The 25,737-nt window shown below is 34.5% G+C and carries 35 protein-coding genes and 1 riboswitch; of the genes, 22 read left to right on the forward strand and 13 right to left on the reverse strand.

All coding sequences use genetic code 11. The features are described 5' to 3' along the window. Positions 1-119: 119 nt before the first annotated feature. Positions 120-647, reverse strand: coding sequence for a hypoxanthine phosphoribosyltransferase (hpt, locus tag AC1Q8M_RS15035; protein WP_001019295.1), 528 nt, complete (start codon positions 645-647; stop codon positions 120-122). Between the two features lie 161 nt (positions 648-808). Here hpt and AC1Q8M_RS15040 point away from each other — a divergent pair, with 161 nt between their 5' ends. From AC1Q8M_RS15040 to AC1Q8M_RS15065, 6 genes are all read left to right on the forward strand, one after another. After that, entirely contained in the window at positions 809-1,024 is a 216-nt protein-coding gene (locus AC1Q8M_RS15040; protein ID WP_002001286.1) for a hypothetical protein, read from the forward strand. A 184-nt stretch (positions 1,025-1,208) separates the two neighbouring features. Then, positions 1,209-1,541 carry a hypothetical protein gene (locus AC1Q8M_RS15045; RefSeq protein WP_000415613.1) on the forward strand — a complete coding sequence of 111 codons (333 nt, stop codon included), beginning with the start codon at positions 1,209-1,211 and terminating at the stop codon, positions 1,539-1,541. Positions 1,542-1,717: 176 nt separating this feature from the next. Further along, complete coding sequence (locus tag AC1Q8M_RS15050) at positions 1,718-2,209, forward strand: LPXTG cell wall anchor domain-containing protein (RefSeq protein ID WP_098361117.1); 492 nt, start codon at positions 1,718-1,720, stop codon at positions 2,207-2,209. Between the two features lie 89 nt (positions 2,210-2,298). Further along, complete coding sequence (srtD, locus tag AC1Q8M_RS15055) at positions 2,299-2,919, forward strand: class D sortase, LPxTATN-specific (RefSeq protein WP_098361118.1); 621 nt, start codon at positions 2,299-2,301, stop codon at positions 2,917-2,919. Between the two features lie 39 nt (positions 2,920-2,958). Continuing rightward, on the forward strand, positions 2,959-3,648 hold the full coding sequence (locus AC1Q8M_RS15060; RefSeq protein WP_000041862.1) for a response regulator transcription factor: 690 nt from the start codon (positions 2,959-2,961) through the stop codon (positions 3,646-3,648). Beyond that, positions 3,645-5,498: a sensor histidine kinase gene (locus AC1Q8M_RS15065; protein ID WP_098855652.1), complete on the forward strand. Its 1,854-nt coding sequence runs from the start codon at positions 3,645-3,647 to the stop codon at positions 5,496-5,498. The genes AC1Q8M_RS15060 and AC1Q8M_RS15065 overlap by 4 nt, the downstream gene beginning before the upstream one ends. 208 nt (positions 5,499-5,706) lie before the next feature. Here AC1Q8M_RS15065 and thiT read toward each other — a convergent pair whose 3' ends face one another. Beyond that, complete coding sequence (gene thiT / locus AC1Q8M_RS15070) at positions 5,707-6,375, reverse strand: energy-coupled thiamine transporter ThiT (protein WP_001246586.1); 669 nt, start codon at positions 6,373-6,375, stop codon at positions 5,707-5,709. 86 nt (positions 6,376-6,461) lie between these two features. Next, positions 6,462-6,563, reverse strand: a riboswitch (TPP riboswitch). 194 nt (positions 6,564-6,757) lie between these two features. Here thiT and AC1Q8M_RS15075 point away from each other — a divergent pair. From AC1Q8M_RS15075 to AC1Q8M_RS15085, 3 genes are read left to right on the forward strand one after another with little or no spacing between them, the layout of a single operon-like run. Next, positions 6,758-6,985: a FeoA family protein gene (locus tag AC1Q8M_RS15075; protein WP_000060512.1), complete on the forward strand. Its 228-nt coding sequence runs from the start codon at positions 6,758-6,760 to the stop codon at positions 6,983-6,985. Next, on the forward strand, positions 6,982-8,970 hold the full coding sequence (gene feoB / locus AC1Q8M_RS15080) for a ferrous iron transport protein B (protein WP_053563489.1): 1,989 nt from the start codon (positions 6,982-6,984) through the stop codon (positions 8,968-8,970). The genes AC1Q8M_RS15075 and feoB overlap by 4 nt, the downstream gene beginning before the upstream one ends. A 16-nt stretch (positions 8,971-8,986) precedes the next feature. Continuing rightward, the gene (locus tag AC1Q8M_RS15085) at positions 8,987-9,157 is read left to right on the forward strand and encodes a FeoB-associated Cys-rich membrane protein (protein ID WP_000989598.1); all 171 of its coding nucleotides are present in this window, start codon (positions 8,987-8,989) and stop codon (positions 9,155-9,157) included. Between the two features lie 36 nt (positions 9,158-9,193). Here the strand turns inward: AC1Q8M_RS15085 and AC1Q8M_RS15090 are convergent, their stop codons facing one another. Continuing rightward, on the reverse strand, positions 9,194-9,772 hold the full coding sequence (locus tag AC1Q8M_RS15090; protein ID WP_048565089.1) for a lipoprotein BA_5634 family protein: 579 nt from the start codon (positions 9,770-9,772) through the stop codon (positions 9,194-9,196). A 403-nt stretch (positions 9,773-10,175) separates the two neighbouring features. Here AC1Q8M_RS15090 and AC1Q8M_RS15095 point away from each other — a divergent pair, with 403 nt between their 5' ends. From AC1Q8M_RS15095 to AC1Q8M_RS15115, 5 genes are all read left to right on the forward strand, one after another. After that, on the forward strand, positions 10,176-10,841 hold the full coding sequence (locus tag AC1Q8M_RS15095) for a PspA/IM30 family protein (RefSeq protein ID WP_000110280.1): 666 nt from the start codon (positions 10,176-10,178) through the stop codon (positions 10,839-10,841). Positions 10,842-11,069: 228 nt separating this feature from the next. Beyond that, entirely contained in the window at positions 11,070-11,474 is a 405-nt protein-coding gene (locus tag AC1Q8M_RS15100; RefSeq protein ID WP_000220321.1) for a DUF350 domain-containing protein, read from the forward strand. A gap of 21 nt (positions 11,475-11,495) precedes the next feature. Then, on the forward strand, positions 11,496-12,002 hold the full coding sequence (locus AC1Q8M_RS15105; RefSeq protein ID WP_000051755.1) for a DUF4178 domain-containing protein: 507 nt from the start codon (positions 11,496-11,498) through the stop codon (positions 12,000-12,002). Between the two features lie 12 nt (positions 12,003-12,014). Then, on the forward strand, positions 12,015-12,833 hold the full coding sequence (locus AC1Q8M_RS15110) for a DUF4247 domain-containing protein (RefSeq protein WP_065229475.1): 819 nt from the start codon (positions 12,015-12,017) through the stop codon (positions 12,831-12,833). Positions 12,834-12,927: 94 nt separating this feature from the next. Beyond that, positions 12,928-13,146 carry a hypothetical protein gene (locus AC1Q8M_RS15115; RefSeq protein ID WP_098361121.1) on the forward strand — a complete coding sequence of 73 codons (219 nt, stop codon included), beginning with the start codon at positions 12,928-12,930 and terminating at the stop codon, positions 13,144-13,146. Between the two features lie 100 nt (positions 13,147-13,246). On the opposite strand, the gene AC1Q8M_RS15120 is transcribed toward AC1Q8M_RS15115, so the two are convergent. Continuing rightward, positions 13,247-14,119, reverse strand: coding sequence for a YitT family protein (locus tag AC1Q8M_RS15120; protein WP_000411244.1), 873 nt, complete (start codon positions 14,117-14,119; stop codon positions 13,247-13,249). Positions 14,120-14,306: 187 nt separating this feature from the next. Then, positions 14,307-15,344 carry a YdcF family protein gene (locus AC1Q8M_RS15125; protein ID WP_000990102.1) on the reverse strand — a complete coding sequence of 346 codons (1,038 nt, stop codon included), beginning with the start codon at positions 15,342-15,344 and terminating at the stop codon, positions 14,307-14,309. 674 nt (positions 15,345-16,018) lie between these two features. Here AC1Q8M_RS15125 and AC1Q8M_RS15130 point away from each other — a divergent pair. Then, positions 16,019-16,252, forward strand: coding sequence for a spore germination protein (locus tag AC1Q8M_RS15130; protein WP_002001299.1), 234 nt, complete (start codon positions 16,019-16,021; stop codon positions 16,250-16,252). Between the two features lie 167 nt (positions 16,253-16,419). On the opposite strand, the gene cydB is transcribed toward AC1Q8M_RS15130, so the two are convergent. Beyond that, a complete protein-coding gene (gene cydB / locus AC1Q8M_RS15135) occupies positions 16,420-17,448 on the reverse strand; it encodes a cytochrome d ubiquinol oxidase subunit II (protein ID WP_000017662.1) in 1,029 nt (342 codons plus the stop codon). After that, entirely contained in the window at positions 17,438-18,787 is a 1,350-nt protein-coding gene (gene cydA / locus AC1Q8M_RS15140; RefSeq protein ID WP_001286159.1) for a cytochrome ubiquinol oxidase subunit I, read from the reverse strand. Before cydA ends, cydB begins: the two co-directional genes overlap by 11 nt. A 224-nt stretch (positions 18,788-19,011) precedes the next feature. On the opposite strand from cydA, the gene AC1Q8M_RS15145 reads away from it, so the two are divergent. Then, positions 19,012-19,575, forward strand: a complete 564-nt coding sequence (locus AC1Q8M_RS15145; RefSeq protein WP_000838173.1) for a beta-class carbonic anhydrase — start codon at positions 19,012-19,014, stop codon at positions 19,573-19,575. On the opposite strand, the gene yidD is transcribed toward AC1Q8M_RS15145, so the two are convergent. After that, entirely contained in the window at positions 19,572-19,808 is a 237-nt protein-coding gene (gene yidD, locus AC1Q8M_RS15150; RefSeq protein ID WP_000809334.1) for a membrane protein insertion efficiency factor YidD, read from the reverse strand. The genes AC1Q8M_RS15145 and yidD overlap by 4 nt on opposite strands. A 128-nt stretch (positions 19,809-19,936) precedes the next feature. Here yidD and luxS point away from each other — a divergent pair, with 128 nt between their 5' ends. Then, positions 19,937-20,410 (forward strand): S-ribosylhomocysteine lyase LuxS, encoded by a 474-nt coding sequence (luxS, locus tag AC1Q8M_RS15155; RefSeq protein ID WP_001141371.1) that lies wholly within the window; start codon positions 19,937-19,939, stop codon positions 20,408-20,410. Between the two features lie 62 nt (positions 20,411-20,472). Here luxS and AC1Q8M_RS15160 read toward each other — a convergent pair whose 3' ends face one another. The 4 genes from AC1Q8M_RS15160 to ytzI all read right to left on the reverse strand — a co-directional run bounded on the left by AC1Q8M_RS15160 (position 20,473) and on the right by ytzI (position 21,680). Continuing rightward, positions 20,473-20,703, reverse strand: a complete 231-nt coding sequence (locus AC1Q8M_RS15160; RefSeq protein WP_098855653.1) for a YczI family protein — start codon at positions 20,701-20,703, stop codon at positions 20,473-20,475. Between the two features lie 350 nt (positions 20,704-21,053). After that, positions 21,054-21,284 carry a DUF3953 domain-containing protein gene (locus tag AC1Q8M_RS15165; protein WP_000912060.1) on the reverse strand — a complete coding sequence of 77 codons (231 nt, stop codon included), beginning with the start codon at positions 21,282-21,284 and terminating at the stop codon, positions 21,054-21,056. A gap of 14 nt (positions 21,285-21,298) precedes the next feature. Next, entirely contained in the window at positions 21,299-21,529 is a 231-nt protein-coding gene (locus AC1Q8M_RS15170; RefSeq protein ID WP_000944455.1) for a DUF3953 domain-containing protein, read from the reverse strand. 1 nt (position 21,530) lies between these two features. Then, a complete protein-coding gene (gene ytzI / locus AC1Q8M_RS15175; RefSeq protein WP_000472791.1) occupies positions 21,531-21,680 on the reverse strand; it encodes a YtzI protein in 150 nt (49 codons plus the stop codon). Between the two features lie 83 nt (positions 21,681-21,763). On the opposite strand from ytzI, the gene AC1Q8M_RS15180 reads away from it, so the two are divergent. The 3 genes from AC1Q8M_RS15180 to AC1Q8M_RS15190 all read left to right on the forward strand — a co-directional run bounded on the left by AC1Q8M_RS15180 (position 21,764) and on the right by AC1Q8M_RS15190 (position 23,300). Further along, a complete protein-coding gene (locus AC1Q8M_RS15180) occupies positions 21,764-22,081 on the forward strand; it encodes a hypothetical protein (protein ID WP_000448409.1) in 318 nt (105 codons plus the stop codon). A gap of 84 nt (positions 22,082-22,165) precedes the next feature. Next, positions 22,166-22,645, forward strand: a complete 480-nt coding sequence (gene mutTA / locus AC1Q8M_RS15185) for an antimutator 8-oxo-(dGTP/GTP)ase (RefSeq protein WP_000276385.1) — start codon at positions 22,166-22,168, stop codon at positions 22,643-22,645. 112 nt (positions 22,646-22,757) lie between these two features. Beyond that, positions 22,758-23,300 carry a DUF3267 domain-containing protein gene (locus AC1Q8M_RS15190; protein ID WP_098855654.1) on the forward strand — a complete coding sequence of 181 codons (543 nt, stop codon included), beginning with the start codon at positions 22,758-22,760 and terminating at the stop codon, positions 23,298-23,300. Positions 23,301-23,399: 99 nt separating this feature from the next. Here the strand turns inward: AC1Q8M_RS15190 and AC1Q8M_RS15195 are convergent, their stop codons facing one another. Continuing rightward, the gene (locus AC1Q8M_RS15195; RefSeq protein WP_098361123.1) at positions 23,400-24,071 is read right to left on the reverse strand and encodes an HAD family hydrolase; all 672 of its coding nucleotides are present in this window, start codon (positions 24,069-24,071) and stop codon (positions 23,400-23,402) included. Between the two features lie 92 nt (positions 24,072-24,163). Here AC1Q8M_RS15195 and AC1Q8M_RS15200 point away from each other — a divergent pair, with 92 nt between their 5' ends. Continuing rightward, positions 24,164-25,276: a recombinase family protein gene (locus AC1Q8M_RS15200; RefSeq protein WP_141533064.1), complete on the forward strand. Its 1,113-nt coding sequence runs from the start codon at positions 24,164-24,166 to the stop codon at positions 25,274-25,276. Positions 25,277-25,503: 227 nt separating this feature from the next. Then, the gene (locus AC1Q8M_RS15205) at positions 25,504-25,731 is read left to right on the forward strand and encodes a hypothetical protein (protein WP_000849112.1); all 228 of its coding nucleotides are present in this window, start codon (positions 25,504-25,506) and stop codon (positions 25,729-25,731) included. Positions 25,732-25,737 lie beyond the last annotated feature (6 nt).

Below are 25,737 nucleotides of genomic sequence, written 5' to 3' on the forward strand. Positions count from 1 at the left end.
TAGAACAGCTTCTCCCTATTAATTGGATGCTAACATTGTCAGTTATTGTCGGTAAGTCGATATATTTAAAAAATCGCCGATATACATTTTATGTACTATCAATTTTTTAAGTTATACGATTATTCCGTTACAACTGAAGCGATAAATGGTAAGTTACGATATTTCTCAGCACAGTCGATACCGTATCCAACGATGAATTCGTCTGGAATTTGGAAGCCAACATACTCAGCTGTTAAGTCTACTTTACGGCGTTCTGGCTTATCAAGTAATGTACAGAACTTGAGTGCCTTTGGTTTATGCATAAAGAAGTGGTCTTTTAGGAAATGAAGTGTTAAACCAGAATCGATAATATCTTCTACAACAATTACGTTTTTCCCAGTAATGTTTACGTCGATATCTTTTAGTAGTTTCACTTTTCCTGTTGTTTCTGTTTGATTTCCGTAGCTAGATGCAGAAATAAAGTCAATTGTTACATCATTTTTGATGTGACGAATTAAATCAGCAGCAAATACGAATGAACCTTTTAATACTGCGATAACTACGATTTCTTCTCCTTCAAAGTCACGTTCGATTTGAAGTGCTAATTCTTTAACTTTTGCTTGTAATTGTTCTTCAGAAATTAAAGTGTCTTTTATTTCAATATTCATTGTAATCCTCCTACAGTGTAAAACTTGCGAACATTTCGACTGTAAAGGATAGAATAGAAAAAGTCAAAGGAGATAGTAATTTTTTACAAAGATAACGACAAAATCATCTGATGATATGATATACTAAGTATATTAAGAAAACGCTTTCATAAAGGGTGAATATGATGAAGAAGAAACAGTACACAAGTGTAACATTTATAAAAGCATTACTTTTAACAATTGTTCTTGGCCTGTTGGCTTACGTAATTGATGTACCTGCGATTCGTATTTCATTAATTGGAATGACTTTAGTGTTAGGAGCAATTTCGCACGGTATGATGTCGCAGCTAAAAGAAGCTGGACTTGATGATATGAGAGATCATATAGATAAAAAGTAAGAAACCTTCATTATATAGAGTGAAGGTTTTTTTTGTTTCTTACAAAAATGTAAGGTAGTTGTAAGGCAAATCGATAGTTGCATAATAGCATTTTGGATAAACTATGGGTGTAAGGTAAAAGGCAAGCATATTTTAGGTAAATTAAGTTTTAGGCACTCTATATGTGAAAAAGGAGTAGGAGGGCATGGAGAAACGTTGGACGACCTTTTCTTTTTTAGCGACTAGTAACACCGTAATGCTAGATGGAAAAATGGATTTTTTGCACTTGTTTGATCGTGAAGATGATCATTCTTCTTCTAAATTTACAATGAAATGGAATAAATGGAGCGAAAGTTGTAGGTTTGAAGAAGAGGCCCCTAACGAAGAGCAAAAGATTATTTTAACAAACCCTATTAAAGCGTGGGTTGTTCAACGTCGTAAGTGTAACGTCAAAAATCACTTCAAGAAAACTGAGCCGAGACAATTAGTTATCGCTCCGGCCCGTTCTACTTCCAAATCACGCGAAAGTAACATGTAAATATTGAGACACACACCCGAAAAAACATCGTACATATTGCGATGTTTTTTCTTTTTCTACAATGAAATCTTTAAATGAAATATATTTCATCTGCATCTTATATTTATATCGCTTGCTTATTCTAGTAATACATCCGATGCGAGTTGATGTGAATAAAATATAAGGAGAGAATGAAAATGAAAAAGAGACTATTACCAATTTGTGCAATGGCACTTTTAACAGTAGGATATTCTTCAGTAGCGAGTGCGGATACTGGAACAGTAACAAAGGAAGAAGAAGCGCAAGTGCAACAAGATAAAGCTAAAAAAGAAGAAGCAATTAAGGAACAGAAAAAAAATGAAGTAGAGAAAAAACAAGCGGCCCAAGTACAAGAAAAAAATGATATGGCTAAAAAAGAGGAAGCAATAAAAGCTGAGAAAAAGAGTGAAGAAGAGAAAAAGAGAATAGCGCAAGAACAGTTAAAAAATGATATGGCAAAAAAAGAAGCAGCGATAAAAGTCGAACAAAAGAATGAAGTAGCTAAAAAAGAAGTAGTAAAGCCAGTGGTACAAGGTGAAAAATTACCAAATACAGCATCAAATAATGTAGCAATGATGGGATTAAGTGCATGTCTTGTAGCGATAGGTACATTATTTGGTTTGAATCGTCGTAATAAGGTTAAAGCGTAAATAAAATATTTTCCTATAAAGAATGGGATAATTTCATATATTAAAAATGGTAGGTTACTCCTACCATTTTTGGCATGGAGGAATGAAGAATGAAGTTACTCAATTATATCGGTATCATATTGATGGCTATAGGGCTATTCATGGGATCCTATTACGCTGTGGAATGGTATAAAGGAAGAAGCTCTGCCGGGCAATTAACGGCAGAAGAAATAAAGAGCCTTAAAAATATACAAGATACTCAACTTTCTCATGAAACACCTGTAACCTCTCAAGTGCCTTCTTCTCAAATAGAACATAAAGAAGGAGAAAAGGTAGCGATGTTAAACATACCGAAAATAAAGAAGAAATTTTCTATATATTGGGGAGCGGATGATACGACTCTGAAAAAAGGAGTTGGTATGTTCGTTAGTAAATTAACGACAACTCCATCTGGAGGGGGACATACTGTACTGAGTGGACATCGAGATACTGTATTTACAGATTTAGGGGAGTTGAAAGAAAAGGATACCCTTGTTTTAGAGTATGATAATAAAACGTACACATATGAAATTCAAAAGACATGGATTACTCATGCGGATGATCGTACTGTTATTATAAAAAAAGAAGAACCGATATTAACACTGACAACTTGTTACCCATTTGATTATATAGGGGATGCACCAGATAGATATATTATCGAGGCGAAGTTAACTGGCAGTTATTCAAAATGAAATTATAGTTTTTGAAAGCAGGAGGGGGATATATCAGTTATGTCAAAAAACATTTTAATTGTTGAAGATGAAGACATATTACGTGAAATATTAAAAGATTATTTTTTAAGTGAACAATATGTAGTGTTTGAAGCGAGGGACGGGAAAGAGGCTTTAGTTGTATTTGAAGAAGAAGAGGTTGATTTAGTTATTTTAGATATTATGTTGCCAGAACTCGATGGATGGTCTGTTTGCCGAAGAATTAGGAAGACGTCTGAGGTGCCTATTATTATGCTGACGGCGCGCGTAGATGAAGACGATACGTTACTTGGTTTTGAACTTGGGGCAAATGATTATGTGACGAAGCCGTATAGTCCGCCAATTTTATTAGCAAGAGCGAAAAGGTTGTTAGAAAGCAGAAAAGTGACAAAGCAACTTTTAGAGAATGAAGATGATACATTATCAATCCACGATATTCACGTTCATTTTCCGTCGCGCACTGTTACGGTAAATCGAACTGATATTAATTTAACGCATACAGAATTTGAAATATTAGCGTATTTCATGAAAAATCAAGGAATCGTTTTAACGCGAGAGCAACTCATTTCAAGAATTTGGGGATATGAATTTGCTGGCGATGATCGAACGGTGAATAGCCATATTCGTAATTTAAGAAATAAATTAGGAGAGAAAGCAAAGTACATTACAACTGTAGTACGAACTGGTTATAAATTTGAGGGGAATATATGAGAAAAGGAATTGTACTAAAATTATTTACTCTTACAACAGCATTATGTATGTTGATTTTAGCGACGATATTTATTGGACAAACGATATTTTTCAAACAATATTATGCGAATCGAAAAGTGGAAGATATTAAAGTAAATTTAAATTCCTTTGAGAAGAATTATTTAAACTACACAGGAAACGTAGAAGGAATTCAGAAACTTGAGCAAGACTTTTTAAGAGAAAATAATACGTGGATTACGACATTAGATAAGAACGGGAATTTAAAACATGCAGATGATTTTTATTTTGAAGTAACGATAGATCGTAGGCAACAAAAGAGCTTTGGACAACAAATATTCAAAATTCCCTTAGGTAATCTCGTCAATATAGAGGAGATTGATAATAAATTATCAGAGCATTTTTTAGGGCAAGAAATTTATTTTTCTGGAGTGAGAAAAGAAGATAGTTTTATTCCATTCTCTTTTTCTTTATCTAAACAGAATTTAAGCGGATCTAATAAACCGCTAGAAAAAGCATTTAATGAGAAAATGAGAAAATTATATGAGGAAAAAAAGAAAGCAACCGGGGAACAAGTTGTTAAGGAGAAGAGGCCAGCCGTTCAGGAGCAAGCTGCCCCAGAACCAGATGTTTACATAGGAGGGCGTGTTACGAAAGTACAGTTTCCAGATGTAAAAGGCCCCGTAAATCCAATTTATAAAAATACTTTATTTTTGGATAGTATAAAAGAATTTCAAACGGATGTATTACTAAAAGAGAGTAATCAAATAGAGTATTCAACAAAGACAATGGACTATGAAAAGAATGATATAAAATATAAATTATTAATGAAACCAATAAAAGAAAAAGATGGATCAGTAACATATATTTATGCGATGGCTTCTTTACAGCCCGTAGATGAAGCTGTACAAATGGTGCAAGATTATTACATCTATATCATTGCATTTGTAGTCGTTCTTATTTTTTTAGCTTCGTTTTATTATTCAAAACAAATTGCAAAACCATTATTAAAAATAAATGATACGACGAAGAAAATAGCACAATTAGATTTTACAGAAAAAATACCGATTACTTCAAAAGATGAAATTGGAGATTTATCGAAAAATATTAATGTGCTATCAAATAAACTCCATTCGCATATTGGGCAGTTAGAAGAAGATATTGAAAAGGAAAGAAAGTTAGAAAAGACGCGAAAAGAATTCATTTCTGGTGTTTCACATGAATTAAAAACACCGCTAAGTATTATGAAAAGCTGTATTTCTATTTTAAAAGACGGGGTAGCTGAACATAAAAAAGAGTATTATTTTCAGGCGATGGAGAGAGAAGTAGACAAAATGGATACGTTAATTTTGGATATGCTTGAGTTAGCTAAATTTGAATCTGGTACATATAAAATGAAAAAGGATTCGTTTTATATTGATACAGTAATTGAAGACATATGTGAACATCTATCTGTGGAAATAGAGAAAAAAGAGCTTTGTGTTCATAAAAATATATGTTCATTTGAAGTGATTGCAAATCAAGGCCGGATTGAACAAGTCATCGTGAATTTCATTACGAATGCCATACGTTATACACCAAATAAAGAAGATATTATTATTTCTACAATAGATGAGAAGGATCGTATAAAAGTGTGCATTGAAAATAAAGGTACTCACATTGAAGAAGAACAATTAGATAAAATTTGGGATCGTTTTTATCGAGTGGATACAGCTCGTCAGCGTTCACAAGGTGGGACGGGGCTTGGGCTTGCCATTTCTAAAAATATTTTAGAATTACACGATGCTGAATATGGAGTGAAAAATACAGAAGACGGTGTATTATTTTACTTTTACTTACCGAAAAAAGCGTAGATAATGCATGCTACGCTTTTTTTAATTTATTTTCATATTATCTTTACCTAATCTTTATTTTTAAGCGATATAATCTGGTTAGAAAATGAGGTTATGTAAGGAGTCGATGAACCGTGCATAGCAATTGGCTAAGTATAATGGTATTTATTTTCTTTTGCGCATTTATTGTATTTTTAATTAATATTACGATATGAAAAAAGAGCGCTCATTAAGCGCCCTTTTTTTGTGTATTCATTTGATAAGCACTGATGCTTTTGAATAAGCGTGGGGAAGTGAGGAATAAAAATATAAGTAAAACTGTACATAAAATAAAAGAACCAAGCATTGTACTTCCATTTACGATTAATGAATATAACACAGCTGATTGACCTTTCGGCGCATATTGTCCCCAGAAAATAATACCGGCAATAAAGTGACAGAAATAGCGAGCAAAGCTACCGACAAATGTAGCAAGGATAATGTAAACAAGGATTTTCTTACCATGGTTTTGTTTTGCTGAAGGTTGTTCATTGCGACTACCTAAACTTGAATGTTCTTCACTATTTTCATTAGACGTTAAAAGTGCTTTTTGAATTGGACGATAGAATAAGCCAGCAAATCCGATAAAAGCAAAGGCAATGAAGTACTCAATGAATGCTTGAACAGGTGTTAAAATGTAAGCATCCCCCACGACTATTTGTAATAGTCCCCAAACTAAACCACCTAAGAAAGCTGATTTAAAGCCCCAGCGGTAAGCAATAATAAAAATAGGAATCATAGCGAATGAGATAGAACCGCCTGTTGGAAGTTTAAGTGATAATGGTAAAATATCGATAATCATGGCGAAGGCTGCAAGAATAGCAGATTCGATCATCGCTTGTAAATTAGTGTTACGCATGTTGTCTCCCCCTAAATCCAAGTTGTACAAAAAAGAATAGATATCATAGGAGGATACGAAATACGTAAATAAAAATGAGGTATGTATTTCGGACGTTTGCACAATCCCTGCGTTAGCATTAACTAACAGGTTCGAAGGGTCGGAACGAAGTGTTCCCTCTCAGCGGCATGGCTCCCCCAGTGATAACGAGATTCTTTATTTGCTATTGTTTATTGTAAGCGAAATGGATGAGAATGGCAAACAAATGCTGTATGACAATAATTGAAATAGAATTGTAGCGAAATGTTAATAAATATGAAGCAAAAGGGTATAGTACAAGAGAAATTGGGTGTGGTATAATTTTTTTGAAAATAATTATCATTCTCTTCTGAGGGGGAAGGTTATGAGCTTAGTAGATATTAAAATTGGAGAGAAAGTGTTAGTAAAAAGTATTCAGTCTTTAGATCAGCTATTAAAGCGTAGACTAGCTGCTTTCGGTCTTGCGGAAGGAAGCGAACTTCGCTTGAAACAGAAGGCGATGTTCAAAGGTCCTTGTACATTGGAGTGTCGTGGACAGTTAATTAGTATTCGTCATTGTGACGCGAAAATGATAAAGGTGGAATTAGCGTGAATAAGGTAGCTTTGCTAGGGAATCCGAATACAGGGAAGACATCATTATTTAATGCACTTACTGGTTCTTATGAATACGTAGGAAACTGGAGCGGTGTAACAGTAGAAAAAAAGGTTGGTAAATTAAAAGATAGACAAGGAACATTAATTGATTTACCAGGTGTGTATGATTTAAATCCAGTTTCACGTGATGAAGGTGTTGTAACAAACTTTCTATTAACAGAAGAATTTAATCATATGTTAAATATCGTAGATTCTTCGCAGTTTGAGAGAAATATGCATTTAACGTTGCAATTACTTGAATTTGGTAAGCCGGTCTCAATTGGTTTAAATATGGTTGATGTGGCGAAGCAAAGAGGAATTGTCATTGATGTAAAACGATTATCAGAACTATTAGGTGTAACAGTCGTTCCTGTCGTTGCAAGAAGTGGAAAAGGTTGTGAAGAACTACTTGCGACTCTTAAAGAAAATGACAAAAAGGAGAAAAAGCCATTCCTTATTTCATATGGTGTACAAATGGATGAAGGAATTGGAGAAGTAATTGCTCTTTTAGAGACAGCGAATTATGAGCATCCGAGATGGTTAGCACTTCAATTTTTAAGCAATAACGAAGTAGTAGAAAAAGAAATGAAAGCATTACCAATTTATAAGGAACTCATAGCCATTCGATCTCGCTTAGAAGGAAAACTTGATTGTACGTTAGAAGAGCACATTTACAAAACTCGTGAAGCGTATATTGAAAAGTTAAAAACAAATGTTATGAAGCATGAGAAAGAAGGAAAAATTCCTTTTTCAGAAAAAATTGATAGATTAATTACACATAAAATTTTAGGACTTCCAATCTTTTTAGCAGTTATGTTTTTTATTTTTCAGGTTACGTTTACGTGGATTGGTACACCTTTATCGGATATGTTAGATGAGTTTTTTGGTGGTCAGCTTACGGATTGGGTGACGGCTGGACTTACAAGTATTGGAGCTTCTGATTTTATTCAAGCACTCGTTACAGAAGGTATTATTGCCGGTGTTGGTGCTGTATTAGTATTCGTACCACAAATCTTTGCACTATTCTTTTTCATTTCATTATTAGAAGACTCAGGATATATGGCGCGAATTGCAGTTGTTATGGATAGAATTATGGAGTTCTTTGGCTTAAACGGTAAAGCTTTTATTCCGATGATTATTGGTTTTGGATGTAACGTTCCAGGTATTATGGCAGCGAGAACCATTGAACAGGAGAAAGAACGTTTACTTACCATTTTAGTAACACCGTTTATGTCTTGTTCAGCACGATTACCTGTATATGCATTATTTGCGGGCGTATTCTTCCCTAATAGTCAGGCGACTGTTGTATTTTCTTTATATGTCGCAGGTATTGTTCTGGCATTACTCGTTACAAAAATTATGTCTCTTACGATTTTGAAAGCAGAAAAATCTATTTTCGTAATTGAACTACCGCCTTATCGTGTGCCACAAGCGAAAACGTTATGGCTGAGCACGTGGGAGAAAGGAAAGGGATTTGTTCGTAAAGCTGGTACATTCATCTTTGGTGGTTCGGTTGTTATTTGGTTATTAAACTATGCAGGTCCATCAGGATTTGGCGTTGATATGGGAGATAGCTACTTAGCGATGATTGGTGGATTTATCGCACCATTATTTGCACCGCTCGGCTTTGGAACGTGGCAAGCTGCGGCATCCCTTTTAACAGGATTTTTAGCGAAAGAAGTTGTCGTTTCTACAATGGCAATTATTTATGCGGTTAAAGAAGATGTGCTTGGAAATGTAATGGGAGCACATTATACAGCATTATCAGCTTATGCATTTATGTTCTTTATTTTATTATATGTTCCGTGTTTAGCGACCGTAGCTGTTATTAAACGTGAAACAGGATCAGCGAAATGGACGATTTTTTCAGTCGTTTATCCACTCGTAGTTGCTTATGTATTAACGCTCATTATATACCAAGTTGGATCCTTACTCGGATTCTAGAAGGAGATGTATTGTGATGATGGTCAATATTATAATTGGAGCTATCATTTTTGGTTATGCAGCATATACGTTAGTTAATTTTGTAAAGAGAAGTAAAAAAGGAAAATGCGCGGCATGTTCTTTAAATAAGTCATGTCAGTCGCAAACTTGTAGCCCGGATATGGAGCAAATTGCTCATAATAAATAGAAAAAAGCTTTGCGAATTTCGCAAAGCTTTTTTGTTTTACTTTTTAATTTTTACAAGTTGAGAAGCTTCTACGCCTTTGTAACCAGGGAATTCTTTACTCGGGTCTTTATCAAATTTTAATACACCTACAGATTTTTCATCACCTTTTACATTGCTGTAAGTTGCGTCATCAACAATCGCATACATATCTGTATATGCACGACCACTTCCGATAATTGTGTTGCCTTCATATTTTAATTTCGCTCCATCAAGTGTAGCATTTTCTACTTTCTCTTTTGCGAATAATACACCTTGTTCTGTTGTTACAGCTGGTAATTTATCAAGTGGTTTCGTGTTGTCTTTTTCATCAACTTTGCTAAGTAACTCTTTTTTCACTAGTTCTTCACCAGTTTTCTTATCCATTACAAGAACTTTTTTACCATCTAATGTTGTCATTTTCATTTTATAGAAGTCTTTTTCTTTCACTTCTTTTTTGTTTTTATCTGTAATTTGTTGAACTTGTTCTTCTGAGCCGTACAGTACAAAACCGTTCGCTTTCTCTCCTAATAAAGAACAACCTGATAATGCTCCAAATGAAATTGCTGCTGCTAATCCGATTCCTACTAATTTTTTCATGATGATTTCTCCTTTTATATGTTTTATAGTAAATACAATTTTTGTATTAGTGCTTACATGTGAAGAAGCTTGTTTGTTGCTTCTGGTATTAGTGTATAAGAAATATCGGAATGCAACTATCGAGTTAGCTTACAGTAACATTACACTTATGTAATTTAGTGAAATTGTACAAAAGTAAGTTAATTTCAAAGAGGGATAATGAGAATATATTAGAAATGCAATATTGTATATAGAATGTCATATTATAATGGATGTATTTTGGAAATAACATGTAAGGACATATTAGTTTTGTTATAATAAACACATAGGCTGTAAAAATGAATATTCTTTACTGTAAAGGGAGATTTTTCAGTTTTCCAAGTAGTGAATTTGAAATATGAGGTATATCATAGGAGGAATTTAGATGTCTGTATTTAAACGATTAAGAGATTTAACAATGTCGAATGTGTACTCGTTAATTGAAAAAGCGGAAGATCCAGTTAAGATGACGGATCAATATTTACGCGATATGCAAGCCGATGTACAAGAGGCTGAGAAAAGTGTAGCAGCTCAAATCGCACTTGAGAAGAAATTCAAAATATTATTTGAAGAGCAAGAAGCACTTGTGAAAAAACGTGAAGAGCAAGCTCATATGGCTGTTCAAGCTAATAACTTAGATCTTGCGCGTCGTGCATTAGAAGAAAAACAAAATGCAGAGCAAAAAATGAATGAGTATAAAGCAAGCTATGAGCAAAATAAAGCTGCTGCTGATAACCTGCGCCTTAAGCTAGAAGAAATGCGCAAACAATTAAATGAGCTGAAAAATAAACGTGAAACACTTGTAGCACGTGTAAATGCAGCGAAAGCACAGAAGAATATTAATCAGGCGATGTCTGGATTTGATTCAAATTCAGCAAAAGCTGGTTTAAGCCGTATGGAAGAGAAAGCTCTTCAATTAGAGGCTGAAGCGGAAGCAAGCGGTGAAGTTTATAAGAAAGAAAAGTCATTAGATGATGAATTCGCAAGCTTAAACAAAAATTCTGCTGTTGACGATGAATTAGCTCGTATTATGAAGCAGTATGAGAAATAATATAGAATAGAGACAAATGAACCGACATGTCTAAATATATTCATGTCGGTTTTCTATTACCCCGCATTAACGGGCAGTAAGACTCCCACCTCTACTTTTTGTGAAAGCAGAGAGGTGGGGGGAGAGCTGCTGCCCGTAAATGCCCGATTGGTTCAACTAATAATCAGCGGGGAATGAACACCTCCCCACTGATTAAAGTTTCACTTTATATTTAGAGGAGGTTTTGCAATGACATGGACAAATGTATTAGCCATGCTTGTATGGACTGGAGCGAGTGCAGTACTTTTATTTGCAATTATGTGGGTTGATTCGATTTTTACAAAATACAATGATTTAAAAGAAATCAAAAATGGAAATACAGCTGTAACAACTCGTTTTATTATGAAATTATTTGCACAAGGGTACATTTTATCTCAATCGATAACGAAAGCAAATGATTTATGGCAAGCACTTCTTGCATCAGCAGTTTCTTTCGTTATTTTATTAGTGGTAGAAATGTTTATCGAATTCGTATTAAAGAAAATGTCTGGTCTTGATTTAGAAGAAGGTACGAAAGAAGGTAGTGTTGCTCACGCGATGTTAGCCGGATCATTACATATTGTTGGTGCACTTATTTTAGGTGCTTGTTTATAAAGAGAAAAGGAGGGGTAGATCATGAGTTTATTTAAACGAATTAAAAATATAATGAAAAGTCCAGAGCCACCGAAGCCGGAAAAGAGTCTTTTAACGTTAGCTCCTGGTGATATGATTGAAGTTTCATTAGTCATGTACGAATTAACTGGGAAAACGAGTATGCATTCTCGCAAGGAAATTGTTTTAACACTGCAAGACGGGAAAGACATTCGTTATTTAAAAATTGAAGATCGTGAAAATACGTATTACAAATTATATACACCAATTGATGGTCGCTTAGATTCAATTGAGGAAATTCCGACGACAATTGAAATGGATGATACTGAGTATCATATGGAAGAACAATATAACGGACGTGTTGTTGTGATGGGGAAAACACCATTCTCAGCTTCAGAGGAACAGTATGTATGGGAATTCCAATCAGATAATCGAAAATTATTGCGTATTGAATGGCAAAATGGTCGCACAATGATGTATGAGGGAGAAGCAATCATTCCTGCTGATGTACAAATTATAAGAGCAACGTAAGGGGGCGTAATCATGTCAAACCGATTGTTTACCATGATTAAATCGTTTGTGATCCCTATACTTGCTATCGTTACATTACTTGTTGTTGCTGGTTATGCCTTATCAGGTTGTCAAGGCGGGCAGACAAAGTCGATTCAAGACCGTTATCCGCTTGAGTCTGTCGCAAAGGAAGGTAAACAAGAATCTTACGTGTATAGGGCCGCCAATCGGTCAGTTCCTGAAGTCGCGAAGGAACTTATAGCCGAAAGGAAACCGAAACAAGCATCTAAAGAAGACGAAAATCAAATGTTTCTCGTTTATTCGGATAAAATGTATAATCTTCAAAAGGATAAAGAGAAACCATCTGATACGTTAATTGAAGTAAGTAATGAAGAATTTGTCCGTCAAAACTACCAACCGTCCTTCTTGCAAGGATATATTATGGGTAGCATATTAAACGATATATTCGGTTCACGAAAATCATCATACGGTGATTATCGTGGATATAACGATAGACAAAATCATAAACCAGTCATTCCAGAGAGACCACCTACGAAAGAAGAAAAGAAAACCCCACCTCCAATTACGAAGGAAGGGAAAGGGTCTATCATTAAGCGAGGCGATAATGTAGATTCGAAACCATCAGTAGGTGATAAGGGAAGTATTACTGAAAAAGGAAGTAATACGACGCCCCCACCTTCTACTGGAAGCAAGGGGAAAATTACGAAAACACCAGGTGGTTCAAGCGGATCAGATGTGAAGCCAAAATCATCTATTAAAACGCCGCCAAGGAATACATCACCCCCGAAAACGAGGGTTGGTGGTTCAGGGAAAATTACGAAGAGAAGATAGTAGAGAGACCGAAAAGTGTAAGTTGCTTTTTGGTCTTTTTTGTGGAAAATAATTCCTTATAACTGGTACAATTGAAGTATAAGGAGGGGATAGTATGACTACGTATAAAAGATTTAGTGTAATTATGTTCCTTGTATTATTCCTCAGCTTGTTTATTAGCACGACAATGAAATTTCATTTTGTAGTAGGTATTCTATGGATACTGTGTATATGCACTTTATTGTTGTATATCCCGCTGCGTTTTCAACATGAAGTGACGGCTTTTCAAAAGTATGTAGCGTGGATTAAACGTGGGAGTCGGTGGGGCGAGTAAAAATATATCTACTTACTGAAAAAAAAACTGACAACTATAGCAACTTAATAATAAAAAGAGGGTGTGCCAAAATTTTGGCATACCCTCTTTTATATAACGATTAATGAATATCACGTTTCTTGAAATTACCGCCTTTTACTTCTGCTACGTCATAAACTGTAATAAAGGCGTGTGGATCGATTTCATTAATAAGTTCTTTCATTTTACTTTCTTCTAAACGGTTAATTACGCAAGAAATTTCTTTGAATTTCTCTCTTGAATAACCACCGTATACTTCGTTATATGTTGCACTTCGGCCTAAACGATCGCGAATTGTTTCTACCATTAATTCAGGCTCTTTTGTAATAATTTTAAATGCTTTTGAACCACTTAAACCAACTTCAACGATATGAATCACTTTCGAAGCGATAAAGTAAGCAATTGCCGAAAGGATAGCTCCTTGAAGACCGAATACCGTTGATACGAAAATAAATACGAACATGTTTAAGAATAAAATAAGGTCACTCGTTCCAAATGGTAACTTACGAGAAAGCAATACAGCAAGCATATCGATTCCATCTAATGCCCCACCGTTACGTAATGCTAGTCCCATACCAAAACCGATGATAATACCACCAACAACTGTAACTAATAATGTATCGCCTTCAATAATAGCTGGTATTCCGTGCATGACAACGGTACCTACTGCTAATGAAGCAATTCCGATAATAGAATAAATCGCAAAGCTTTTACCGATTTGCTTATACCCTAACCAAACGAAAGGAATGTTAATAACTGCGATTAGAGCTCCTAATGGCAATCCAAATAATCTTGAACTAACGATACTTAAACCAGTCACACCACCGTCTGATACGTTATTTGGAATTAATACTGCTTCTAATCCGTACGCTGTGATAAATGCCCCAATAATAATCATCAAAGCTTTTGAAGCAATTTTTAGCTTATTGGGCTTGTTTTTGATAATTTTCTCCATATAATTTCCTCGTTTCAAACTAGTTTCTTATTTGTTACGTAATTCACACCTAAATTTTATTTTAACATTTAATTTGAAAAAATTCTCCTTTAATGGATGTATGCAGGGAATATTATCACCATATTATCTTTAAAATATTTTTGAAATCAGTATAAGAAATCCCATCCTTTCAAAGGATGGGATGCTATTAAGAAAATATAAAACTAAGTACTGATACGAATAAAGCGAAACCTAAAATAGTTCCACATATTTTCATATGGCGCTTACGTCCCATTACGACAATCGCAACATATTCACGAATCATTGCGTTAGGCCAGTAATAAAATGCAGTTTTTGACCCGATTCCTTGGCTATTAAGACCAGCTTGTCTAGCGTATATGCCAGCACGGAAAAGGTGGAAATTATTCGTTGTAAAAATACTTTTATATTTACCTTCAGGTTTTAAAGAATCCATAATTTCTTTAGAGAACAACATATTTTGATATGTGTTTACAGAGCGATTTTCTTGCACCGTATGTTCAAGAGGAATTCCTTTTTCAACAGCATAATTTTGCATTGCTTCTGCCTCTGGAAGACCTTCATCTGGACCTTGACCACCAGAGAAAATAATTGTTGGTGGTGTATTTACAGCTGCTTGTTTCCAATAGAAGTCGATAGCTTTATTAATGCGGCTTGCAAGTAATGGTGGTACTTTATCATTAATTAAGCCGCTACCAAGAACGATAATGAAATCTTGATTACGTCTTGGTCTGTTGAATTGGTATAAAAAATATGCGCTTAAGAAGTTAGATAAGTGTATAAAGAAATAGAAGCTTATAAGAGAAATAGCTGCAAAAATAGGCTCTAAATGCGATGAGACCAAACTTGCTGGGTTTATGATAGGGAGTAACATAAAGAATAACATCCCTAAAGCAGCAAGGAGTGTTAAACAGTTAGTGAACCGTCTTCCTTCTCGCTTCATTAAAATTCTAGCATTAAGAAATAGCCCAAACATTAAAGCAACAATACCGAAAGGAAGCATAATAAGAAGTGCTAAAATAGGTAAAATTATAATATAGCGTAGGACATCACTACTTGAATTTACAGATATAATCACACAAAAAAGAAGGAAAAAACAGACAAAGGAATTAAATAAAAAGCCGTTTATTATTTTTCGCGGATCTTTTAAATAGGAAATAAGAAAAATAATAAATAGTATAAGAGGAATAATTCCGAAATACATCATAAATATAGTACACCTCAATTTGTATAAGAATTTGACATACCTTTTATATTACATGATTTTATAAGTAAAAATGAAAGAAAAAATGATTTTGAATTTTCTCAATAAAATATATAGATACGTATGTTACAATATATTCAAAGCGATATATTAAAAGTAAAATGGTTGAAAAGGCACTCAGTAGAGTGCTTTTTCTTTTTGTATGCAATTGTGCATATTATATTTTTTTTCAAATGAAGAGGATTACAATATAAGTTGTAGACAGACTTTATAAAGCAGAATTTCATACAAACATTTCCCTCTACTTTTTGTATCTAACAATCGTATAACAATAAATAATTCTGTTTTATAGTGTCTGTTTTTGAAAGGTGGCTTCTTTGAAGGCACCTTTTTTTTATTAGTATAGATAGTTTTCACTGTTAGCATAGTGTAAACTATCTATACTAAACATTAGCAATCTTCCGTATAAATATTATCAATTTACTATATATTCCAGTGGTGTTAACCTACATATGAAAGGCTTTCTTTTTCAAAATATTACCCCTAATAAAATTTTGAAGAAGTCAACTGTCTCCAAACTTGTCTTTATGCTTAAAGAAAAGCACTCAATTTGAGTGCTTTTTCTTATTGAAACATGCTATTTTTCTAGGCGATTTTCATAAAATAAAAGTAAAGAAATGAAAGTGGGTGACAAAATGCCGGCAGTTGTGGAAGGTGTTATTATTGAAAACTGCAATGGAACAATTAATGTAGGTGACAAATATAACGTACAGCCGATTGAAAAGACGAAGGCTTATAATGGATCGGGATCTTCAAATACAGGAATGAAAGTACAAACGTTTAGCGGGATTAGTACAGCTGATGTATGGGATAATGATGCGAATGATCAGGGGATACAGTTTACTTTATAGTACAGTATGTAAAATTGCATAAAATGATGAAGTTGCCCTATGATACAATCTAGCTGTGAGCTGTTAATGATTCTTCTATAGTGTAGTTGTTAGATTAGAAATATAACATCTTATCGAAAATCATACGTACAAAAAAAAGACACTTCAAACGAAGTGTCTTTTTTATTTTAGTGATATCCTTTAGCAGAGTCTTTATGAATTTTATTTTTAAAGATACTGTAGCTCCAAAGCTGATATCCAATAACGATTGGTACCATGACCATTGCAACGAAGAACATAATTTTTAAGTTTAATTGACTACCGGCTGCGTTGTATAACGTTGTACTGTATGCATCGTTAATACGAGATGGTAACATTCTTGGGAACATACCTGCAAAGCCAGTTGTCATAAACATTGCGATTGTTAGGCAAACGAATGTGAAGGCAAGGCCAATTTTATGTTTGTACACCATAATAAGTGCGAGTACACTCATTAGCATTGCAAGTACTGGAAGAATGAATAGTACCGGATATTCCGTAAAGTTTTGGAATAAGTTTGTCCGATTAGCAGTTGCTACATAGAAGATAGCTAAAATAATAGCTGCTGCCATTGAAAATGGTCTTGCGATTTTATAAGCACGGTCGGATACTTCACCAGTCGTTTTAATCATGACCCAAAGGGCACCGGATACGACAAATATAGCAGTGAAGAACAACCCTCCTAAAATACCGTAATGGTTTAGTAAGCTAAGTAAATTTCCTTCATAACCATTTTTTCCGATTTGTAGTCCGTAATAAAGATTAGCGAACGTAACACCGAATAGGAAAGCAATTAAAAAACTGCCAATTGCAAATGCCCATTTACAAGTTTTTTGCCAAATCGGTGAATCATCTTTATGCATGAATTCCAGTCCAGCGGCACGCGCAAACAGTGCAAGTAATACTAAGAATAACGGTGTATATAGATAACTAAACATATTTGCATATGTGACTGGGAAGGCAGCAAATGTTGCGCCACCAGCTGTAATTAACCATACTTCATTACCGCCCCAGAATGGCCCAATTGCTTCTTGTAATTGATTTCGTTCTTGTCGATCTTTCGTAACGAAAGGAAAAATCATTCCATTACCAAGTGCATACCCGTCAAGAATGAAGTAAACTGTCCAAATCACGCCCCATAAACCAAACCAGATGATTGCAAGCATATCATGAGACATGAGCCACGCCTCCCTCAGTAGCAGGATCTTCTAATGCTGCAGGTCCTTTTTTCGCGAACTTCAGCATTAAGTATACGTCTGCTATTAAAAGTAAAGTGTAGAACAAAATTAAACTAATTAATGAGAACCAAATTTGTGGAACAGATATAGGTGATACAGATTCCGCGGTACGCATTAGTTTATATACTGTCCAAGGTTGACGACCTACTTCAGCGACAATCCAGCCAGCATTAATCGCAATGTATGGAAGTAAGACAGACCATATTGTAATTTTTAAATAACGTTTTGAGTTCTCTAGTTTTCCTTTTCGGTTTAAATAGAAGCCATACCAAGTTAATGCCATAAAGAACATACCAAGTGCGACCATTAAGCGGAAGCTATAATACACGAGGTTAACATTTGGACGTTCATCTTTCGGAATATCTTTTAAACCAACAATTTCGCCATCAAATGAGTTTGTATAGAAGAAGCTTCCGAGTTTTGGAATCGTAAGGAATTCAAAGTTTTTCTCATTTTTTACATCAGGAATTTGAACAATTGAGAAGCCTTGTCCTTTTCCAGTTTCCCAAACTGCTTCCATCGCAGCTCCTTTTGCTGGTTGATATTTAGCTGCTGATACACCAGATTGATGTCCCATAAACGGTGTAATTGTTGCGGCGAATAAGCCTAATATTAAACCAAACTTAAATGATTTTTTGAAGAATTCCACTTCATTTTTACGTAATAAGTGATAGGCACTAATTGCCATAACGAAGAAAGCACCTACGATATAACAACCAATGACAGTATGGAAGAACATATTCCAAGCATATGGATTTGTAACGAGTGCCCAGAAATCATTTAATTCAGCGCGGCCATTACGTACTACGTAGCCAACAGGGTTTTGCATAAATCCATTTGCTGTAATAATCCAAAGTGCGGAAATGTTTGTTCCAAGTGCAACCATCCACATACAGAAGGCACGGAACTTTGGTGAAATTTTGTCTTTACCGAATAACCATATTCCCATGAAAGTAGATTCTAAGAAGAAGGCAACGAGTGCTTCGATTGCGAGAGGTGATCCGAAAATATCTCCCATATATTTGGAGTACTCAGACCAGTTCGTTCCAAATTGGAATTCCATCGTAATCCCAGTTATAATCCCCATTACGAAGTTAATTGTAAATAATTTACCCCAGAAATTTGCCATTTTACGGTATGTTGGATTCAATGTGCGGGCGTATTGAGTTTCCATACATGCTACTAAAATGACAAGTCCGATTGTCAAAGGTACAAATAAAAAGTGATAAAAAATAGTAATTGCAAATTGAAAACGACTCAGTAACAGAACGTCGGACATAATAAATATTCACTCCTTTTTTACATTATCTACAATCAGTTTATAGTGAAAAAACGTTTAAAGTATGTGAGACTTGTTACAAAGCTGTGTGTATATTTTGAAAGAATTATGTCGATTATCTGAAAATATCTTATTTTTACTATAAAGCGATATCCTTTTTGAGTTTTTCATATTTTGGTACACTATATAAGTAATGTAAATGAGAGAAAAGAGGGTTTTTTACTATGAAGTCATTAGAAGAGATTTTACAATACAATGAAAAATTTGTTGAAGAGAAAAGATACGAAGAGTATGAAACGGGAAAATTCCCGAATAAAAAAATGGTAATTATCTCTTGTATGGATACTCGTCTTGTTGAATTATTACCAAAAGCAATGAATATGCGTAACGGTGATGTGAAAATTATTAAAGTAGCAGGAGCTGTTATCTCACATCCATTCGGAAGTATTATGCGTAGTATTTTAGTTGCTGTATATGAACTTGGTGCTGATGAAGTTTGTGTAGTTGGTCACCACGATTGCGGTATGGCAAAAATTCAAGCAAGTAGTACAATTGAGAAGATGAAAGAGCGGGGTATAACAAATGAGAAATTAGATACACTCCGTTATTCTGGAATCGATTTAGAAAGATTCCTACAAGGGTTCTCTAGTGTAGAAGAAAGTGTAGAACATAGCGTATCGATACTTCGCAACCATCCATTACTTCCAGAAGAAGTACCTGTTCACGGTCTTGTTATAGATCCTGATACAGGAAAATTAGATTTAGTTGTGAATGGTTACGACAATTAAGAATTTACTTTGTCATCCTTTTTATCTGGGACAGGATCAAATCCTCCCGGGTGGAAAGGGTGACATTTTAATATACGCTTACAAGTAAGCCAAAAGCCTTTGAGGGCACCATGTTTTTGAAACGCCTCTAATCCGTAATGAGAACAAGTCGGATAAAAGCGGCAAGTTGGTGGTGTCATCGGAGAAATGAACTTTTGATAAAAGCGTATAATCCCAATAAAAATCTGTTTCATAATGGTCTCCTTTTCAGCATAGTCTTAAAGTATTATAGCACGACTGTACATAATACTTTACTAATGTGCATTTCCGTTATATCATATTGGATATAACGGAATTAAATTGAAAGCGGGAGAGATGTTGTATGCCATCAGTAGAAAGCTTTGAATTAGATCATACGATTGTAAAGGCACCTTATGTAAGACATTGCGGAGTTCACAATGTAGGTAGTGACGGTATTGTAAATAAATTCGATATTCGTTTTTGCCAACCGAATAAACAAGCAATGAAACCAGATGTTATTCATACGTTAGAACATTTATTAGCATTTAATTTACGTAAATATATTGATCGTTATCCGCATTTTGATATTATCGATATTTCACCGATGGGCTGCCAAACAGGATATTATCTTGTAGTAAGCGGAACACCGACAGTACGAGAAATCATTGATTTATTAGAACTAACATTAAAAGATGCGGTTCAAATTACAGAAATTCCAGCTGCAAATGAAACACAATGTGGTCAAGCGAAGCTTCACGACTTAGAAGGAGCACAACGCTTAATGAACTTCTGGTTAAGCCAAGATAAAGATGAACTTGAGAAAGTGTTTGGATAAAATAAAAAACTGCCTGTGAAAGGGCAGTTTTTTATTTTATTAAGAGCGAACATGTTCTTTTTTTATGAAAGTATACTAGACACTCCAACATATAAAACAAAGGCAGAACAGAGAAAATAAACAAATGCTTTCGTTTTTTGCTGCTTCTTTATTTCATCGATTCCAAAAAGGATACACATAATACTTAAAAGGATAAACACGTAAGGTAAAAGAATAGTGAAGTTTGCAAAGAAGCTAAATAGGGCGAGAGAAAGAGCGATAGTGGAGATTATAATTTGAATGTTTTTTAACATGGAATCCCCCTTAAGTAGAAAGAAATAGTTACTGAGAGAAAATAATTATAAATGCTAAATTGGTCAAAATTTCATTCTACATATAACGAAAGTAGTTTGATATTAAAAAGAAGAATATGAGACTGGAAACGAAAAAATACGGGATACTCATTGATTTTCGTCCGGATTTCAATTCATTAATTCCTAGAAGAATAAAGAAACAACTGAGAATAAATTGTACGTATGGGAGAAGTGAAAAATTATCGGTAACATGGATATAAGTGCTTAGAATGAGTAAGAGAAGCATGAGAAATGCTAAAAAACTCCGTAATATAGTTAGAGTTAGCATTGTATAGCCTCCTTTAGACCATTTATCGGAATATTTCTGTGAAACCAATAAACAAAGCAGCGGCTCCTGCTAGTAGAGCGAGCACACTACCTCCTGTTTGCCTTTTTAATATTTCCTCTAAACTTATGATGAGGGCCATAACTCCTAAAGAGATAAACATATACGGCATTATTTCTCTATTACTAGTAAAAAATCCATAGATTGCTATACATAAAGCAATAAGTGATACAGTAATCCGTACTCCTTTTAGCATGCATGTACCTCCTTTTATTTGATATAGCTAATGATGAGAACAATCCAAATGAAAGCACCGGCAATAATACAAATAAATCCAGTTGCTGCCTCCTTTTTCTTTATTTGTTCAAATGCGATGAGAAACATTAAAGCCCCTAATAGAAATTGTGAAAGAGGTAAAAAATTATTTTGACCTGTATATAATCCAATTGCCGACATAACGATCACAGTGAGTGCTACTATGATGCGAAGTATACGAAGCATATTAGGAATTCTCCTTATTCTTTTTTGTATAAGGATTGTCTTCTAGTTTATCGACGGAATGTTTATAAGCATAGCCTTTATTAATTGTCATGATGGAGAGTACGAGGATGATTAGGACGATGATAATACCGATAATTAATATTTTGAACATAAAATCCCTCCTTTTCTTTATTTTACATAATTTTGTAATTGATGAAAACAATAGAAAATAAAAGGATGAAAGAAGGGTGTTACATGGAGACGAAAAAAACATATTATATATCAATAGGAAATGGTCAAATTTCACAAGTGAAGACGGCGGATACGTATAATTTTGAGATTTCCGCAAATGATGAGGAAATTACGGAATTACGAGAGCACTTTGATCAAGCCTATGTAGAAGATTTAGGGTCATTTGTACGCTCCCACGTTCCATTTGTTGAGTATCATCACGATTCAAATAATGACCGATATGATGAACAACTACAAAAAGCATATAAAATGATTTACGATTTAGGAAATCATGAGACGAAAGAATTAGTCGCGCAAATGGGAATAATCAATGGATTGTAATTGGATAATATTATGCAGAAAAGCGAGAATATGCTACAATTTGTGGTAGGAAAAACTTGTAACCATCAATAGGGGAGTAATGGCATGTACAAATTTAAAGATTATTACCACAACACTGTACAATTATCGTTTGAACGTTATCCATTTTCTCCTGAGCCAAAGCATGTTTGGGTTGTATGCCGGTACGGGGATCAATGGTTATTAACACATCATTTACGTCGCGGTCTTGAATTTCCAGGTGGTAAAGTAGAACTAGGGGAAACACCGGAAGAAGCGGCAGTTCGAGAGGTTCATGAAGAAACCGGCGGCATAGTTTCTGATTTAACTTACTTAGGACAATACAAAGTATCTGGAAAAGACAAAATAATCATTAAAAACATTTATTTTGCAACAATTAGTGCGGTAGAAGAACATACGCATTACGAAGAAACGAAAGGGTCTGTTTTATTAAAAGACATTCCTGACAACATTAAAACGAATAGAAAATTTAGCTTTATAATGCGCGATGACGTATTAGCGCGTACGATGAAACATATAGAAGAAATCGGCTGTTTTACGAAGTAAAGTAGCCGGTTTCTTTTTTTGTATGTAAGAATAAATGTAAATATATCTTTACATAATTTTGGGTATATTATACAATTTTGTAAAGATATATTTACATTTTAGGAGGGGGAAGATGGATAAAAGAAAAGAAACGACTGTTACTGTTTCGATGGTTAAATTAAACTTTTCTTTATTTTTTATAATAATTGCTTTGTCGTTTGGAATTGGTTATTTGCATATATTTCTTTCAGGTGGGGTTCAAGTTGAAGTTGAAGTTACATTATTAACGATGTTTCTTTTTATTATCGCAATGATTGTTCTCGTTTGTATTCATGAGGCGATACATTTAATTGGCTTTCGCTATATCGGAGGTGTTCCGTGGAGTGAACTAAAATGGGGCGTTAATTGGAAATTAGGTGTTGCATATGCTCATTCTAAACAGGCGGTTACAGTAAAGCAAATGAAGAAAGTGTTAATGCTTCCGTTTTTACCAACTGGAATTTTGCCAATTGTATTGGGATTAGCTATGAATCTGGAGCCACTCTCATTTTTAGGAATTCTACTAACAGCAGGTTGTATCGGTGACATTGCCGTATATCAAAAAGTTTCAAAGTTTCCAGATGATGCGCTAGTAAAAGATCATCCGAATAAACCTCAGTTTACAGTGTATGAATAATAAGAGGAGGCGTTTGTGAAAAACGCCTCCTCTTATTATTGTTACTTTTGGTTGGTGAATTGATATATTGTGAAAATCGCTGATATAATTTATTTGTTATTATTGTGTTGATACCTCCACCTCTAAAAACGAAAGCACCCCCAACAAATCATCTACGATACGTGAATGCTTAAAATCACCCCAAAACGAATCTTTTTTCCAAACACCAAGAATCCCTACTTGTTCAGAACCAAGCACATCGTTTTCTGGATGATCTCCAACATAAAGACATTCTTCTGCCTTAACATCTAGTCTTTGCAAAGCACGTTCGAAAATTTCAGGGTGAGGTTTTTTAATTCCTTCAGCTTCTGAAACGAGAATGGTGTTTGTATACGTATGTATATGTAGTGCTCGAAGGTTGCTCATCTGAAATTCAGTAAAACCATTTGTGATAATACCAATTTTAATGTTTCGCTGTTTTAACTGTTGAAGTAGTTCATGCGTGTTTTTGAAAGGAATACAATGATGTTGGAAGTTTGTAATATAGTCGTGTAGCAGTTGCTCTTGCGTTAAAGTAGTAATGTTGTATTCGGAAAGGAGAGTAGCATATACTTTATCCTTCCACGTATAGCCATTATTATCGAGTTCAAGAAATCGAGAACAATACTCTGATTTCTCTATAATCATCAAATGTGAGGAGAAGCGATTATATTGCTCACAAATAAATTGTTCTAAAGATTGGCGCCGATCTAATAGTGTTCCATCTAAGTCGAATAAGATTGCACGAATCATGAGAAGCCTCCTTGCAGTTTTTATAATTAATTATCGCATATTCGTAAAAAAATGATTATGATATTTTGTAGAATGGAATAATGGGGGATTGTATGAAGAAACTGTATGGCAAGTTAGTGTGTTGTATTATAGCAAGCAGTTTAGTTGCAGGATGCGATAGTGCTATCGAGGTTACGAAAGAAAAAAAAATTTGTAAAACAGAAGAAGAGTGCACGCAAATAGGAGATAAAACATTACAAAAAGTATATAAAAAGATAGAGGGACTTTCAGAACTTGAAAAAGTAGAGGATTATGACATAGGAGAGTATGAAAGTATGAATATGAAAGAGGCGGAACAGAAAAAAGAAGAGGATGACAATTATTTCTTTTTAGCTTCTTATTATATCGATGGTGATGGAATTGTAGATCCTTATTTTGAGAAATTGGATCGTAAGAGGTTGAATAAAGCTTTTGCAGATGACGAAGTAGCAAAAGATGATTTGTTAAGCCAACGGCAAGATAGAGAGTATCATGAAACTTTATGGGACATGTATCGCACTCTCATTCCAGTGAAATATCGTGAGAATATAACAGGGTTTGATCTAATAACGGATGGTTATGATGGCGTTGTTGCTCATGTCATGCCAAGTATGGATGACCCGAGAGATTGGTTGCTTAGTTTAGACGTGCTCGATTCTGGGGTGAATATAGATGAAGTGATGAAAACATTAATTCATGAAACGGCTCACGTATTAACGATTGGGCATAAACAAGTACCAGTGGATAGGAAATATTTAGAGGCATTTGATGAAGAGAAAGACATTTCATCATATCGAAATAAATGTAAAACGGTGTTCTTGAAAAATGGATGTGCGAGAAAAACTTCGTATATTAACCAATTTTATAATGAATTTTGGAAACCAATTGAGCAAGAGTGGACAGAAAAGAAAGTAGAAGAAAATGAAGAGGCACAAATTAAATTTTATAAAGAAAAGCATGATGAGTTTGTATCGTTGTATGGAACAACAAATGTAACGGAAGATATCGCAGATACATTTACAGCGTTCATTTTACAAGATTCAAAAAAAGTGAAAGAAGGAACAGAGTTAAAATATAAGAAAATTGCTTTCTTCTATCAGTTCCCTGAGCTTGTAAAAATGAGAGCGGAAGTGCTGTCAGGATTATATGATGTTTCGAAAACGATAGAACAACAAAGTGGAGACTAATGTGAGTTATGCGTTCGATATAGTTTCGTTAAAGTAAAGCGTGAAGAATTTTTAATTCTTTGCGTTTTTTTATGTTGATAAAATTGAAAATTCTGTATTTTTCTTTAAAAGAAGAAGGAACTGGCGGTATAAAATAGAATTAGTATAAAAATGTCACAATTTAGACACAATTATAATGCGCGTGTTGTAGGGACTATAAGTTTACTCTCGAGGAGGTAATGAAACGTATGAAAACGATTCTTGCTGTTGCTGGTCTCATTTGGGTAATGTCTCACGGTTTTCCGATTTTTGAAGGGGAGCAAATTCGTAGTGCTTTGAATGAAAAGTTTAATGATTATCATGTGATAGATCGAAAAGATAATGTCGTTACAGTACGTGTGAAAGACTGTTTCCATACAGTTACGGTTGCGGATGGAAACATTACAAATGAAACGAAAATGTGTGATAAAAGGTAAAAGAAA

The sequence above is a fragment of the Bacillus sp. GW823-FHT06A10 genome (genome assembly GCF_058795375.1).